The 14,716-nt window shown below is 72.8% G+C and carries 12 protein-coding genes; 8 read left to right on the top strand and 4 right to left on the bottom strand.

Features of this window, described 5'->3' with window-relative positions; genetic code table 11:
* The first annotated feature begins 345 nt into the window (after nucleotides 1-345).
* From dnaK to DCI01S_RS09305, 6 genes are all read left to right on the top strand, one after another.
* Entirely contained in the window at nucleotides 346-2,211 is a 1,866-nt protein-coding gene (gene dnaK / locus DCI01S_RS09330; RefSeq protein WP_061228966.1) for a molecular chaperone DnaK, read from the top strand.
* Nucleotides 2,208-2,819, top strand: coding sequence for a nucleotide exchange factor GrpE (gene grpE / locus DCI01S_RS09325; RefSeq protein WP_061228965.1), 612 nt, complete (start codon nucleotides 2,208-2,210; stop codon nucleotides 2,817-2,819). The genes dnaK and grpE overlap by 4 nt, the downstream gene beginning before the upstream one ends.
* A 132-nt stretch (nucleotides 2,820-2,951) precedes the next feature.
* Entirely contained in the window at nucleotides 2,952-4,124 is a 1,173-nt protein-coding gene (gene dnaJ / locus DCI01S_RS09320) for a molecular chaperone DnaJ (protein WP_061228964.1), read from the top strand.
* A complete protein-coding gene (locus DCI01S_RS09315) occupies nucleotides 4,121-4,570 on the top strand; it encodes a heat shock protein transcriptional repressor HspR (protein ID WP_061228963.1) in 450 nt (149 codons plus the stop codon). Before dnaJ ends, DCI01S_RS09315 begins: the two co-directional genes overlap by 4 nt.
* 44 nt (nucleotides 4,571-4,614) lie before the next feature.
* Nucleotides 4,615-5,454, top strand: a complete 840-nt coding sequence (locus DCI01S_RS09310) for a carbon-nitrogen hydrolase family protein (RefSeq protein ID WP_061228962.1) — start codon at nucleotides 4,615-4,617, stop codon at nucleotides 5,452-5,454.
* A complete protein-coding gene (locus DCI01S_RS09305) occupies nucleotides 5,451-6,506 on the top strand; it encodes a hypothetical protein (protein WP_061228961.1) in 1,056 nt (351 codons plus the stop codon). The genes DCI01S_RS09310 and DCI01S_RS09305 overlap by 4 nt, the downstream gene beginning before the upstream one ends.
* Before the next feature lie 37 nt (nucleotides 6,507-6,543).
* On the opposite strand, the gene DCI01S_RS09300 is transcribed toward DCI01S_RS09305, so the two are convergent.
* Both DCI01S_RS09300 and DCI01S_RS09295 read right to left on the bottom strand, forming a co-directional pair.
* The gene (locus tag DCI01S_RS09300) at nucleotides 6,544-7,848 is read right to left on the bottom strand and encodes an FAD-binding oxidoreductase (RefSeq protein ID WP_061228960.1); all 1,305 of its coding nucleotides are present in this window, start codon (nucleotides 7,846-7,848) and stop codon (nucleotides 6,544-6,546) included.
* 60 nt (nucleotides 7,849-7,908) lie between these two features.
* The gene (locus tag DCI01S_RS09295) at nucleotides 7,909-8,610 is read right to left on the bottom strand and encodes a hypothetical protein (RefSeq protein ID WP_061228959.1); all 702 of its coding nucleotides are present in this window, start codon (nucleotides 8,608-8,610) and stop codon (nucleotides 7,909-7,911) included.
* Between the two features lie 130 nt (nucleotides 8,611-8,740).
* Here DCI01S_RS09295 and DCI01S_RS09290 point away from each other — a divergent pair, with 130 nt between their 5' ends.
* Nucleotides 8,741-9,811 (top strand): DUF368 domain-containing protein, encoded by a 1,071-nt coding sequence (locus DCI01S_RS09290; RefSeq protein ID WP_061228958.1) that lies wholly within the window; start codon nucleotides 8,741-8,743, stop codon nucleotides 9,809-9,811.
* Here the strand turns inward: DCI01S_RS09290 and DCI01S_RS09285 are convergent.
* Both DCI01S_RS09285 and DCI01S_RS09280 read right to left on the bottom strand, forming a co-directional pair.
* Complete coding sequence (locus DCI01S_RS09285; RefSeq protein WP_061228957.1) at nucleotides 9,772-10,755, bottom strand: SRPBCC family protein; 984 nt, start codon at nucleotides 10,753-10,755, stop codon at nucleotides 9,772-9,774. The genes DCI01S_RS09290 and DCI01S_RS09285 overlap by 40 nt on opposite strands.
* Nucleotides 10,756-10,795: 40 nt before the next feature.
* The gene (locus tag DCI01S_RS09280) at nucleotides 10,796-11,155 is read right to left on the bottom strand and encodes an ArsR/SmtB family transcription factor (RefSeq protein WP_061228956.1); all 360 of its coding nucleotides are present in this window, start codon (nucleotides 11,153-11,155) and stop codon (nucleotides 10,796-10,798) included.
* Between the two features lie 173 nt (nucleotides 11,156-11,328).
* Between DCI01S_RS09280 and DCI01S_RS09275 the strand changes: the two genes are divergently transcribed.
* Nucleotides 11,329-14,709, top strand: a complete 3,381-nt coding sequence (locus tag DCI01S_RS09275) for a DEAD/DEAH box helicase (protein WP_061228955.1) — start codon at nucleotides 11,329-11,331, stop codon at nucleotides 14,707-14,709.
* The last annotated feature ends 7 nt before the right edge of the window (nucleotides 14,710-14,716 follow it).

Below are 14,716 nucleotides of genomic sequence, written 5' to 3'. Positions count from 1 at the left end.
ATCGCCCGGTGCCGGCGGACGGTGCACCTCGTCGTCGTCGCTTCTTCTCTTCTCTTTTTCTTCTCTCCATGACCCGAGCGTTCCGGACGCCTCCGCCCACCGCGGGGTGCCGGGACGCTCTCGTCGTTGAGTCCGACCGACTCATCTTCTACTGTGAGTTGACTCACTCCGGGAATGGAACCCGCAGACCGCCGGTTGTACGGGGCGACAAACCTCAGCGCACCAGACTCAAGTCGGGTTGACTCCCTCGGTAGCCGGAAGGCAGGGTGGAGTCAGACGGCCCGGCCCTTGAGCCGGGTCCACTAAAGACGAGTTCGCGCTCGCGAAGCAGAAAAGGAGATCACCATGGGACGTGCAGTCGGTATCGACCTCGGCACCACCAACTCGTGCGTCGCCGTCCTCGAGGGCGGCGAGGCCAACGTCATCGCCAACGCCGAGGGGTCACGCACGACCCCCTCGGTGGTCGCGTTCGCCAAGAACGGCGAGGTCCTCGTGGGTCAGCCCGCGAAGAACCAGGCCGTCACCAACGTCGACCGCACCATCCGCTCGGTCAAGCGCCACATCGGCACCGAGTGGAAGTCCAGCGACATCGACGGCAAGAACTACACCCCGCAAGAGATCAGCGCCCGCATTCTTCAGAAGCTCAAGCGGGACGCCGAGTCCTACCTCGGTGAGGACGTCACCGACGCCGTCATCACCGTGCCGGCCTACTTCAACGACGCCCAGCGTCAGGCCACCAAGGACGCCGGCCAGATCGCCGGTCTCAACGTCCTGCGCATCGTCAACGAGCCCACCGCGGCCGCCCTGGCCTACGGCCTCGACAAGGGTGACAAGGAGCAGACCATCCTGGTCTTCGACCTCGGTGGCGGCACCTTCGACGTCTCCCTGCTCGACATCGGCGACGGCGTCGTCGAGGTCCGCGCGACCTCCGGCGACAACCACCTCGGTGGCGACGACTGGGACCAGCGGATCGTCGACTGGCTGGTCGACAAGTTCAAGGCGCAGAACGGCATCGACCTGACCAAGGACAAGATGGCGCTCCAGCGTCTGCGTGAGGCCGCCGAGAAGGCCAAGATCGAACTGTCCTCGAGCCAGTCCACCTCGATCAACCTGCCGTACATCACTGTGGACGCGGACAAGAACCCGCTGTTCCTCGACGAGACCCTCTCGCGCGCCGAGTTCCAGCGCATCACGCAGGACTTGCTCGACCGCTGCCGCCAGCCGTTCCAGGCCGTCATCAAGGACGCCGGCATCTCGGTCTCGCAGATAGACCACGTCGTGCTCGTCGGCGGCTCGACCCGTATGCCGGCCGTGTCCGACCTGGTCAAGGAGCTCACCGGCGGCAAGGAGCCCAACAAGGGTGTCAACCCGGACGAGGTCGTCGCCGTGGGCGCCGCCCTCCAGGCCGGCGTGCTCCGCGGTGAGGTCAAGGACGTGCTCCTGCTCGACGTGACCCCGCTGTCGCTGGGTATCGAGACCAAGGGTGGCGTCATGACCAAGCTCATCGAGCGCAACACCACCATCCCGACCAAGCGGTCCGAGACCTTCACCACGGCCGACGACAACCAGCCGTCCGTGCAGATCCAGGTCTTCCAGGGTGAGCGCGAGATGGCCGCGCAGAACAAGCTGCTCGGCTCCTTCGAGCTCGCCGGCATCGCCCCGGCGCCGCGCGGCGTGCCGCAGATCGAGGTCACCTTCGACATCGACGCCAACGGCATCGTCCACGTCACCGCGAAGGACAAGGGCACCGGCAAGGAGAACACGATCATCATCCAGGAGGGCTCCGGCCTCTCCAAGGAGGAGATCGACCAGATGATCAAGGACGCCGAGGAGCACGCCGCCGAGGACGCCAAGCGTCGCGAGGAGGCGGACGCCCGCAACCAGGCGGAGTCCACGATCTACCAGACGGAGAAGTTCGTCTCGGAGAACGAGGACAAGATCCCGGCTGACAAGAAGGAGTCCCTCCAGGCCGCGATCGCCGACGCCAAGACCGCGCTCGAGGGCTCGGACGTCGACGCGATCAAGTCCGCGGTGGAGAAGGTCAACACCGAGGCCCAGGCCGTCGGACAGGCGATCTACGAGGCCTCCGCGGCCGAGGGTGCAGAGGCCGGCGACGCCACGACCGGTGACGCGGCCGACGACGACGTCGTCGACGCCGAGGTGGTCGACGAGGACGGGCCCGCCGGGCCGAATGCGGGTGAGTCCAAGTGAGCCGCCCCGAGGAGAGCGACGCCGCCGAGACCGCCGCGTGGGCCGGCGCTGACGACGAGGCGCAGCGCGCCACGGAGACCGTGGAGGCCGAGGTCGTCGACGAGGGCGCCGCTCCCGCCGACGGCCCGGCCGCGGCCGGCGCGGCCGCCCCCACCGACGGCACCGAGGCCGATGACGGCGGGGACGACGATCCGACGTCGGCGCTGCAGGCGCAGCTCGACGAGCGGACCGCGGACCTGCAGCGGGTGTCGGCGGAGTTCGCCAACTACCGCCGCCGCGTCGAGCGCGACCGCCAGTCGATCATCGACACCGCCAAGGGATCGGTGCTCACCGAACTGCTGGGGATCGTCGACGACCTCGACCGGGCCCGTGAGCACGGTGACCTGGAGGAGGGGCCGCTCAAGGTCTTCGCCGACAAGGTCCACGCGCTGCTGGCCTCCCAGGGTGTCGAGGCCTTCGGCGAGGAGGGCGACGCGTTTGACCCCGCCATCCACGAGGCCGTGCAGGACGAGTCCGACGGTTCCGAGCCGGTCCTCGGCACGATCCTGCGCAAGGGCTACCGCCACGGTGAGCGGACCCTGCGGACGGCGATGGTGATCGTCCGCTGAGCCACCCGGCTCACACCCGGCGTGCGGGCGCGGACCGACCCCAGGTCTCCAGACCGTGCCCGCACGCCGACCCGGCCCCGGCCGCGCCGGGGAACCTGAGAGAATACGAGATCTGAGGAAAGGAGGCGTCTGGTGAGTCAGCGCGAATGGGTCGAGAAGGATTACTACGCCGAACTGGGCGTCTCCAAGACCGCCAGCCAGGACGACATCCGCAAGGCATACCGCAAGCTCGCCCGCGAGAATCACCCGGACTCCAACCCCGGCAACGCGGCCGCAGAGGACAAGTTCAAGCGGATCAGCGAGGCCAACGACGTCATCGGCGACCCCGTGAAGCGCAAGGAGTACGACGCGTTCCGTGCGCAGGTCTCCTCCGGCGGGTTCAGTGGTTTCACGCCCGGCGGCGGCAGCTACACCACCACGAGCGACTTCGACGTCAGTGACCTGTTCGGTGAGGGAGGGCCCGGTGGCGCCGGCGGATTCTCCGACCTCTTCGGCGGCCTGTTCAACCAGGCCCGAGCGGGCGGCGGCGCAGGCGGTCGGAGCCGAGCGCAGCGCCCGCGCAGCGGCCAGGACGTCGAGACCGCTCTGACCCTGTCGTTCCGCGAGGCCGCTCTCGGCGAGACGGTCCAGATCAAGCTGTCCTCGCCGTCACCGTGTCTGACCTGCCACGGTAGCGGCGCGCGACCCGGCACGAGCCCCAGGGTGTGCAGCACCTGCCACGGCGCGGGCGTCACCCAGCGCAACCAGGGGGCGTTCGGGTTCGCCGAGCCCTGCACCGACTGCGGCGGCACCGGATCCAAGATCGACGACCCGTGCCCCGAGTGCTCGGGCAGCGGCGTCACCAACCGCACCCGCACCATCAACGTCAAGGTCCCGGCCGGCGTCCAGGACGGTCAACGCATCCGGCTCTCCGGCCAGGGCGAGGCCGGTTTCCGCGGCGCCCCGTCCGGCGACCTCTACGTCACCGTCACCGTCCAGAAGGACGCGGTGTTCGACCGCGACGGCTCCGACCTGCTGGTGGACCTGCCCGTCTCCTACCCAGAACTGGTCCGCGGCGCTCAGGTGTCCGTGCCCACGCTCACCGGGCGGGTGACCGTGAAGATCCCCGCCGGGTCGCGCGCCGATCAGATCCTGCGCGTGCGCGGCCGGGGCATCGCGAGCAAGTCCGGAACCGGTGACCTCAAGGTCACCCTCCGGGTGGTCACGCCCCCCGCCGGGATGGCCGAAGCCGAACTGGTCGCCTACGACGACGCGTTGCGTGCGGCGGGCTTCGATCCCCGGTCGGGCTGGGCCGGGGCGACATGAGCCCCCGCCGGGACGTCGGGGAGCTGGGCCCCGACGACAGCGCCTTGGTGATCTCGGTGGCCGCCGAACTGTCCGGCCTGCACGCCCAGACCCTGCGCACCTACGACCGCCTGGGCATCGTCACGCCCGAACGCACCACCGGCGGCGGGCGACGCTACTCCCTGCGGGACGTGGCCATGCTCCGCGAGGTGCAGCGCCTGAGCCAGGAGGAGGGCGTCAACCTCGCCGGCATCAAGCGGATCATGGAACTGACCAATCAGGTCGACGCCCTGCGCAGCCGCGTGTCCGAGCTGGTCGAGGAGAACGCCGAACTCCGCCGTCGCGCCGGCACCGGCGGCCGGGCCGGTGGCGAGCTGGTCCACGTGCCGCGCTCGACCTCGGTCGTGGTGTGGCGCCCGCGCCACCAGCGCCGCGGCCACCCCGGGCGGGCCCGCACGGGCGGGTAACGTCGGCGGCGACAGCCCACCGCACATCCACGAGGAGGACCGCCGTGCGTATCGCCGCCGCCCAGATCCTGACCGGACGCGACCCGCAGGACAACCTCCGACTGGTCCGCGAGTCGGTGGCCGAGGCCGCAGCGCAGTCGGCCCGCATCGTGGTGTTCCCCGAGGCCACCATGCGCGCGTTCGGCGCCGGTCGACTCGACGAGATCGCCGAACCCCTCGACGGCCCGTGGGCGACCGCGGTGGCCGAATCCGCGCGCGAGCACGATGTCCTCGTCGTCGTCGGCATGTTCACGCCCGGTCAGGGCGGCCGCGTCCGCAACACCCTCCTGGTCACGGGCCCCACCGGCGGCGGCGACGAGATCCACACGGGCTACGACAAGATCCACCTGTTCGACGCGTTCGGGTTCGCGGAGTCCGACACCGTCGAGCCCGGCGACGCGACGCGCGTGGTGACGGTCGACGGCGTGGGGGTCGGCCTGAGCGTCTGCTACGACATCCGGTTCCCCGGCCAGTACACAGCGCTCGCGTCCGCCGGCGCGCGCCTCACCCTGTGCAGCGCCTCCTGGGGCGCCGGCCCGGGCAAGGTCGACCAGTGGCGGCTGCTCGCCCGGGCGCGCGCGCTCGACTCGACGACCTTCCTGCTCGCCGTGGGCCAGGCGGACCCGGCCGTCGAGGGTGTCGAGGTCAAGCGCGGCGCACCCACCGGCGTCGGGCATTCGCTGCTCGTCGGGCCGGACGGGACCGTGCGCGCCGAGGCCGGCCCCGGTGCGGGGCTGATGGTAGTGGAGGTCGACGACGACGAGGTCACCGACATCCGGAAGGCGATCCCCGTTCTGGCCAACGGGCGTGTCACGGAGGAGTCGCGCGGGGAGGTCCCGCGGTGAGCGGACCGGGCGGTCCACGCCGGGGCGACGACCCCGCGGATCCGGACCCGGACGACCGCGAGGCGCCCACCGAGCCGACCCCGGCGGCCGATCCTGCTGGCGCGGGAGCGGCCGATCTCGCGGACCCGCCGACGGAGCGACTGTCGCCCGGTGGCTCGGGTGCCGCGGACCCGCCCACCGAGCGGTTGCCGCCGGTCGACCCGCCGACGGAGCAGCTCCCGCCCGCGGACCCGGCCACCGAACACCTCCCGCCCGTCCCCGGCGGCACGTCGAGCGCGGCCTGGTCGCAGTACCCCGCGGGCCCCGGGCCGACGCCTCACCCCTACCCGACCGGGGACGTGCCCCCGCCAGGCGATGTCCCGCCCGACGACGGTGATCCCTGGGACGACGGGGACGGCGGCGGGTCGACGCCGTGGCTGATCGCCGCCGTCCTGTTGGCGATCGCCGTGGTGGCGGCGTTGGTGATCTGGCTGCTCACCGCGACCGGCGGCGACGAGGAGCCGGTCGCGGTGCCCACCAACTCGACGCAGACCGCCACCCCGTCGACGTCGCGGACGACGACGTCGACCGCGCCCACCACCACGGGCCCGCCCAGCGCCACCGAGCGCTGCACTTCGGAGTTCATCGCCGGCGAGCTCGGCCGGGGCACGACCGTCCGCGAGTGCGACGAGCGCTTCCTGCTGGTCACCCGGGAGAGCGGTGAGCTGGAGCTGTTCTCGTGGCGGGACGACTCGTGGCAGTTCCTCGCCGAGCCGACGTCCGACGTGTGCCGTGAGCAACTGCAGCAGCTCGGAGTCCCCGACCGGTTCCGCCGCGTGTTCCAGCCGTGCGACGTCGCGACGAGTTCCACGACGTCGTCGACGAGCCCCACGAGCACGAGCAGGATGACCCGGACGACCACCACCGGCACCAAGACCACCGTCACCACGCCCACCACCGCGACGGCGACGGCGACAGCGACGGCGACCACCGACCAGGCCGACGGCGGAGACGCGGCGGGCGGCGACACGTCCGGGGACGAGACGACCGACGCAGCCATGGCGGCCGGCTGACCCGGGCGACGGGCCTCTTCGGTCGCCCGCGCGGCTCTCAGGGCCGGTCGAAGCTGATGTTCTCCCGCGGGGTGCCCGCCGCGACCAGGCCGCGGACGGTCGCGCGCAGCATCTCCGGTGACCCCGACACGATCACCTGCCGGTCGGCCCACGATCCCCACTGCGTGACCGCCTCGACCAGCGTGCCGGTCTGCCGACGGTGCAGCGTGCGGGGTAGTTCCTGGCGGGGCCCGGCCCACCAGGGGTCCTCGTCCTCCTCGGCGACGGGCTGGATGGTCAGCCACGGGGCGGTCGCGGCGAGGTCGACGAGCGTGGGCAGGTCGTAGAGGTCGCCGGGGAAGCGGGCCCCGTAGAACAGGTGCACGCGCGGGTTGTGGCCGTGGCGCATCATGTCGAGCAGCAGGCAGCGCAGCGGGGCGATGCCGGTGCCGCCGCCGATCATGAGCACGTCGCGGAACGGCTCGGAGCGGTCCACCTCGAGCAGGCCGAGCGGCCGGGCGAGCACCCAGCGGTCGCCCACGCCGACGCCGCGGACGAGCGAGCCGCTGAGGGCGCCGCCGGGCACGTCGCGGATGTGGAACTCGATCTGCCCGGCCGGGTTCGAGGGGATCGACGGGCTGAGCCGCCGCCACACGCCGGGGGAGTAGGGCGTGAGCACGCTGAGGTACTGGCCGGGGTGGTAGTCGACCATCACGTCGCTGATGAGCCGCACCACCACGACGTCGCGGGTGGGGCGCAGCACCTCCACGACGGTGGCGCCGACGCGCGCGGGCCCCTCGCCGGCGGCCGCGCCCTGTTGGAGGGCGGTCGACAGCACCCGGTACGCGGTCGCCAGGGTGGTCTCGAGCCGGTCGTCCCAGCTACGCCCGGCCAGGTGACGCAGTGTGTGGGTCAGCGCCTCGCCGAAGCGCTGGTGGTGTCGGGGCGCGAGGTCGAGTTTGCGGTGGTCGGCGCCGAGGTGCCGGGCGAACTCGACGACCTCCTCGACCTTCGACCGGTCACCGTGGGCGTACTCGGTGGTTTCGAACGCCCAGGTCATGGCGCGGACGAACTCGCGGAGCACGGGCGTGGCGTCGCGGGGGAACAGCTCGCGGAAGTCGGGGTCGGCGGCGCGGAGCGCGCGGGCGAACAGCTCGGGGAAGCGGTCGTCGGCGAGCAGGTCGCGCAGCGCGAGCAGCGGCGGCACCTGCGCGCCCACCTGGACGGGCTCGTCGAGCGGCTCGGCCAACGGGTCGTGCCGCCGACCGAGGAACGGGTCGAGGTCGATGTCCGAGACGAGGCGTTCCACGTCGTAGCCACCGAACGGCTCGTCGGCAGGCTCCGGTCCGGGGTCGTCGCTCACGTTCCGGGCACCTCCCGCCTCGTCGTCGTCACCGTCCCCACCCTATCCGCGCGGCGCCGCTCACCTGCCCAGGGTGATGTCGACGCCCGCGCGCAGCTCGTCCTCCGTGTAGGTCAGCTGGCCGCGGCCGGGCAGCTCCACCACGTAATAGGAGCCGCCGGCGGGGACGTCGGGGAACCCGAACGTGAACGTGCACGAGGCCAGGTCGCCGCCGGAGTAGACGAGCCGGGCGGTGCCGATGACGGACGTCGAGCCCTCGAGGAGCGTGATGGTGGTGCCCTCGCCGATGTCGGACAGGGAGACGGGCAGGTCGCAGCCGGTGTCGTCCCCGGAGACCGGGTCGGCGGGCGTCGAGACCACGGTGAAGGAGCCCTCGACCGGGAACGTCGCGGATCCGGGCGCCCGTTCGGGGGGCGGGAGGAGCTGGGGGATCGGTCCGCGCGCGGCGTCGGTGCCGCGGCCGGTGTCGGAACCGGTGCCCGACCACGGTCCGGGGATCACGCCGGAGAGGAGGACGCCCAGCACGACGACGAGCGCCGCCGCCCCGAACACGGCCGCGGTCGCGAGGCCACCGCGAGCGCGGGACCGCGGCGGGGTCGCGTCGGGCGGTGGGCCGGCGCCGGGACCGCCATCGGGGGTGGGGAACGGGGGCTGCGGTGGCGGGGAGTCGGCGTCCGGGCCGGGGACGGGTGAGGGCAGGGGCCGGGGCGGGTCGCCGTAGCGGTAGGTGCCGTCGGCGAGCGGCGGGTAGTGCATCGGCATGTGCGGTGCCCCTTCCCGTCCGGCATCGAGGACGATTCTAGTGGCCGCGCGGGTGGCGGGTCGGTCACAGTGGCGACGCGGCCGGGCGTGTGGCTTGGTGCCGGGCGCCCCGGTCGGGGATGCTGGGAGAATGGCTGCCGATTCGTCGACTCCCGCTCACCCCCGCCGCGACCCGGCCGGACCCGGGCACGACCCGGTCGACGACGCCGATCTCGACCCGCGCTCGCCGGTGCCGACGCGGCCGGGTCCGCTCGGGATGGTCGGCAACGCCGTCCGCGGCGCGCTCATCGGCATGGCCGAACTCGTCCCCGGCGTCTCGGGCGGCACGGTGGCCCTGGTGACCGGTGTCTACCCGCGGTTGCTGGACTCCGGCGCGCACGTGGTGGACGGCCTGCGCTCGGCGGCGCTGGGCCCGGACCGTCGGGCCCGCACGCGCGCCGCGTTTCGGCACGTCGACTGGTGGCTGCTGCTGCCGATGGCGGTCGGCATGCTCGCAGTGGTGTTCACCGTGGCCGGGGTGATGAAGGGGTTCGTCGAGGGCAGCCCGGAGATCGCCCGCGGCCTGTTCCTCGGCATGGTGGCCACGAGCATCGCGGTCCCGCTGGGGATGGCGCGCGCGACCCCGGGCGGACGGAACTGGGTGCTGGGTCTGGTGTTCGTCCTGGGCGCGGTGTTCGCGTTCGTGCTCTCGGGGCTGCCGAGCGGGTCGATCAGCGATCCGTCCTATCTGTTGGTGTTCGTCGCGGCGGCCGTGGCGATCTGCGCCCTGGTCCTGCCCGGGGTGTCCGGGTCGTACCTCCTACTGGCGATGGGTCTGTACGCCCCCACGCTCGGCGCGGTCGACGAGCGAAACTTCGCCTACCTGGGCGTCTTCGCGCTCGGCGCGTTGGTCGGCATCTCGCTGTTCGTCAAGGTCCTCGACCGGCTCCTCGAGGACTTTCGCAAGCCCACCCTCGTCGCCATGGCCGGGCTCATGCTGGGCTCGTTGCGTGCGCTGTGGCCGTGGCAGACCGAGGAGGCCGACGTGCTCGCGCCCGGGTCGGACTGGCCCGCCGTCCTGGCCGCGGTGGTGGCCGGCGTGGCGGTGGTGCTGATCGTGCTGGCCGTGGAGAGGGCCTTCGCCGGGAAGACCGCCACCACCGGCCCGGCCGCCACCATCGATCAGGCCGCCGACAGCACCTCCGACTCCAACCGCCGGTAGCCGACCTCCATCCCGTCGACCATCCCGGTGCCGAGGATCATCTCGCGCAGCTCGGCACTCGCGTAGGTGATGACGAGCGTGAGCAGCGTCCCGCCCTCCACGGCGGTGAGGGTCTGCTCGTTGCGGGTGGGCGGCGCGTCGGCGCCCTCCATCGTCTCGGTGAACACCTCGCGGTGCGGCGGGTCGGTCTCCAGCAGCTCACCCGTCAGCGCGAACGGCTCACCCTCGACGCCCTCCCCGGGCGCCCACTCGAAGCGCGTGGTCTGACCGGGTTCCGACGCGACCCGGCACCCGACGAGCGCCCAGCCGTCCGGCCCGTGGAACCACCGGTCCAGGACCGCGGGGTCGTGGCTGGCGTCCCAGACCTGCCGCGGGGTCCCGCGCAGGACGCGGGTGAACCGGACCGTCCGGTCGTCGAGGTGCTGCGTCCGCGTGCCGGCGTCGGCCGCGAAGGTAGCGTCGTCGGCGACGACGGCGTCGATCTGACCCATCGCCTCGCGGGTGCCCTCCTCCATGCCCATCGCGATCAGCTGCTCGAGTTCGGCCAGGCTGCCGAAGTGGGAGGTGGTGGTCAGGCGGGAGCCTGCCTCCGTCGCCTCGAAGCTGAACACCATGCGCGTGGTGGGCAGGTCCGTGTCGGGCGTGCCGTCGTCGCGGGTGAACCCGTCGAGCACCTCGAACGAGCGGCCCTCCTCGACCGCGAGGAACTCCCAGTAGCCGCGGGAACGGCTGCCGTCGGGCCCGGTCATGTAGTAGTCCGTCCGGCCGCCGGGGAACACGTCGTGCCGGGTGAAGGTGGCGGGCCACGTCGGCGGGCCCCAGAAGCGTTCGATCTGCCGCGGGTCGACGTAGGCGTCCCGCAGGCGACGCACCGGCACCGGGAACTCGGCGACGATGGTCAGGGTCAGTTGGTCGAGATCTTTGTCCACCGATGTCACCGGCATGACGGGCCTTCTTCCTCGCGGGTGGTGCTCGGGCGTGGTGCTAGGCGTGGTGCTGCTCCTCGGCGAGGAGGGCGTCGAGTCGGTCGATGCGTCCCCGCCAGATGTCCTCGAACCCGTCGAGCAGGCTCTGCGCTCGCCGGATCGCGTCGACATCGCCCCGGATCCGGCGCTCTCGGCCGATCCGGTGGTCACTGATCAGTCCCGCCTCCTCCAGGACGTTGACGTGCTTACGGACGGCCGCGAACGACATGTCGTAGTGGTCCGCCAGTTCGGAGACGGTGGACTCGCCGGCGAGCGTGCGCCGGAGGATGTCCCGCCGCGTGGCGTCGGCCAACGCGCGGAACAGTCGGTCCACCTCGTCGTCATCGAGGGCCACCTCATCCGTTCGACATGAAACCATGTGGTATCACGTTAGGCCTGCCCGCGCCCGGGGTCAATACCCCGCGGCGAGCCGACACCGTCACCGCCGGAACGGGCGCCGGGATTCCACAGCCCGCTTCCGTCTCCACAGGGACGGGCGGGTGCCGCCCGGTGAGCGGCCGTCTCGTCGTCGTCGTCCTCTAGCCTGACGGCGTGCAGGCATCGCTCCCGAGGGTTCCCGAGACCGACGTCGCCTCCTTCGTGGGCGCGGCGGCGCTCGGCCGCGCCCGGCGCTACGTCGACGCCACGCGCATCCGGGAGCTGCGGTACGACGCCGCCACCCACCGCCTCGACGCGGACGTCGCGGGCAGTGGCGGCCGGGGCGGCCGCGCCTGGTACTCGACGACCGTCCACCTCACGGCGCCCGACGCGGACGGGTACTCCCGCCCGCGCCGCAGCCTGTGCACGTGCCCCGTCGCGCTGAACTGCAAGCACGCCGCCGCGGTCATGCTGTACGCGGCGACGCTCGCCGACCGGGACGCCGGCGTGCCCGACTGGCGGCGCCAGGCCGAGGAGGCCCTGCGCACGGTCGACGCGGGGCGGGCGTATCAGGAGGCGCCGATCGTCGGGCTGCAGCTGTCGGTGGTGCCCGACGAGCTCGCCCCGGACGGCGGCGCGGGCGGCCTGCAGCCGGGGCTGGGCAACCGGCTCAAGGCGCGGATCGTGGTGCCCGGCAGCGGCGGGCGCTGGAAGTCGGCGGGCGTCGAGTGGGACCGGCTGCGCTACGGCTGGGACGGCGGACTGTCGCTCGCCCAGGCCGCGTGGCTGCGGGCGGTCGACGCGCTCGCCCGCAGTCACCGCCAGGCGCGCGTGTGGCTCGACCTGTGCGACGCCGAGGTCCCCGCCCTGTGGCCGCTCATCGTCACGGCCGCGGAGGCCGAGATGGAGATCGTGCCCGGCGACGGCCTGCGCGAGGTCGTGCCCGGGCCGCCGCGCCGAGTCGGCCTCACCGCGTGGAGTCCGGACGGGTCGGCGCTGGTGGTGGTCGCCGCGGCGGAGGTGGAGCCGGGACCGGACGGCACCGCGGGCGGCGGCTACGGCGCCGGGGACGGCGAGGGCGACGACGGCGAGGGCGACGACGACGACGAGGGCCGCGACCGCCCCCTGCCCGGCGCCCTCGTGGGGGAGCACGGGGACATGGTCGCGCTGGTCCGTGACCGGGTGCTGGAGCTGTCCCCGGTCGGGCGGCTGGGGCCCGGCGTGGCCGGGCAGCTGCGGCAGTGGCGCGCCCTGACCGTCCCCGACGAGGCGGTGCCCGAGTTCTGTGCGGACTTCCTGCCCGACCTCGTCGACAGGTTCCCGGTGACCGACCGCGTCGGGCGGCTCGAGCTCCCCCGGTTCGATCGCGTGGAGCTCGAGCTGACGATCCGGCCGCCCGCCGGGGCGGGCCCGGGCGGTGCGACCCACGAGCTGGGACTGATGCTGCAGTGGCACCGCGTCGACGTGATGCGCATGTCCGACGACACCGAGGTGACGCGCCGTCGGCCCCTCAGCGTAGCCGAGATGGGGATCGGCACCCCGCTGCCCGGGGATCCCGCGCTCATCGCGCTGACCACGGCCGTCTCCGACGCCGGCTGGGGCTGGATCCTCGGCGAGGGCACCCTGCGGGTGACCGGCCGGGAGGCGGGGCTGGTGCTGACCGACGGGCTCGAGCAGCTCCGCGCACTCGACGGCGTCCACGTGGTGCTGGCCGACGAGGTGCCGAGTATCCGCCGGGCCACGGAGGGGCCGCGCATCCACGTGGCCACCGAGGACGACCGCTCGGGGATCGACTGGCTGGGACTGACGGTCACCGTCACCGTCGAAGGCCGCCCCGTCCCGTTCGCCGCCATCTTCCGGGCGGTGGTCACCGGGCAGGACGAGTTCCTCACCGAGGACGGGCTGCTCGTCCCGGTGGACCTCGAGCGGTTCGGCGAGCTGCGCGAGCTGCTCGACGAGGCGATGGCGGCCTCCGCCGAGCGGGTCGGCAGGGAGCCGGACGGGGCGGGAGTGAAGATCGGCCTCGGGCAGGCCGGGGTGCTCGCGGACCTCGCGGAGCTGGCTGACGATCTCGAGCCACCGTCCGGGCGGGCGCGCGCGCTGCTCGAACTGGCCGCCGACACCCCCGCGCCCGTCCCGGCCCCCGCCGCGCTCGAGGCGGACCTGCGGCCGTACCAGCAGCAGGGCCTGGACTGGCTGGCCATGCTGTGGCGGCACCGGATCGGCGGGATCCTCGCCGACGACATGGGCCTGGGCAAGACCATCCAGTCGCTCGCGCTCATCGCCCACGCGCACGAGACCGCCGGCGACCGCCCGCCGGGACCGTTCCTCGTCGTGGCGCCCTCGTCGGTCGTGCCCAACTGGGAGGCCGAGGCGCGCCGGTTCGTCCCCTCGCTCCGGGTGTCGCGGCGATCGGCGACCGAGGCCCGGTCCACGACGACGGTCGCCGAGGACGCGGCCGCGTCCGACATCGTGGTGACCTCCGCCGCGGTTCTGCGGCTGGACGCCGAGTCGTACGCGGGCGTCGAGTGGGCGGGCGTGATCCTCGACGAGGCCCAGCAGGCAAAGAACCCGGGGTCCAAGCTCTTCGCCGCGCTGGCCGGGCTGCGGGCGGACTTCCTGCTCGCCGTGACGGGCACGCCCATGGAGAACAACCTCACCGAACTGTGGGCGGTCGCGGCGCTGTCGTGCCGGGGCGTGCTGCCCGACGCCAAGGACTTCCGCACCCGCTTCCGCACGCCCATCGAGAAGGACGGGGACCGGGCCACGCTCGAGCGGCTGCGCAGGCGGTTGCGTCCGTTCCTGCTGCGGCGGCGCAAGGAGCTCGTGGCCGCCGACCTGCCCCCGCGCACGGACGCGGTGATGGAGATCGAGTTGTCGGCCACGCACCGCCGGATCTACGAACGGGAGCTCGCGAGGCAGCGGGCCTCGCTGCTGGCGCTGCTCGACGACTTCGAGTCCAACCGCATCAGCGTCCTCGCCGGGCTCACCGTGCTCCGGCGGCTGTGCCTGGACGCATCCCTGGTCGACCCGGACCATCTCGGCGTCGCGTCGGCGAAGACCGACGAGCTCATCGCCGCGCTGCGGGAGGTGGTGGCCGAGGGGCACCGCGCGCTCGTGTTCAGCCAGTTCACCACCTACCTCGACACCGTCGTGGATCGCTTGCGCGACGAGGGGATCACCGTGGCCCACCTCGACGGGAGCACGACGGATCGGGCCGGGGCCGTCGGCGAGTTCACCGAGGGCGGCGCGCAGGTGTTCTGCCTCAGCCTCAAGGCCGGCGGCGTGGGGCTCAACCTGGTCGGCGCCGACTACGTGTTCCTGCTGGACCCGTGGTGGAACCCGGCGACCGAGGCCCAGGCCGTGGACCGCGCGCACCGCATCGGCCAGACTCGCCCGGTGCTGGTCTACCGGATGGTCGCCCGCGACACGATCGAGGAACGCGTGGTCGAGCTGCAGCAGCGCAAGGCCGAGCTGTTCGCCTCCGTCCTGGACAGCGGCGAGCATTTCTCCGCCGCGCTCACCGCCGACGACCTGCGCGGGCTGCTGGGGTAGGCGCGCG

Origin of the sequence: Dietzia cinnamea NBRC 102147 (genome assembly GCF_001571065.1) — a bacterium.
Lineage (GTDB): Bacteria > Actinomycetota > Actinomycetes > Mycobacteriales > Mycobacteriaceae > Dietzia > Dietzia cinnamea.
This window is presented reverse-complemented; position numbering and strand designations above follow the sequence as displayed.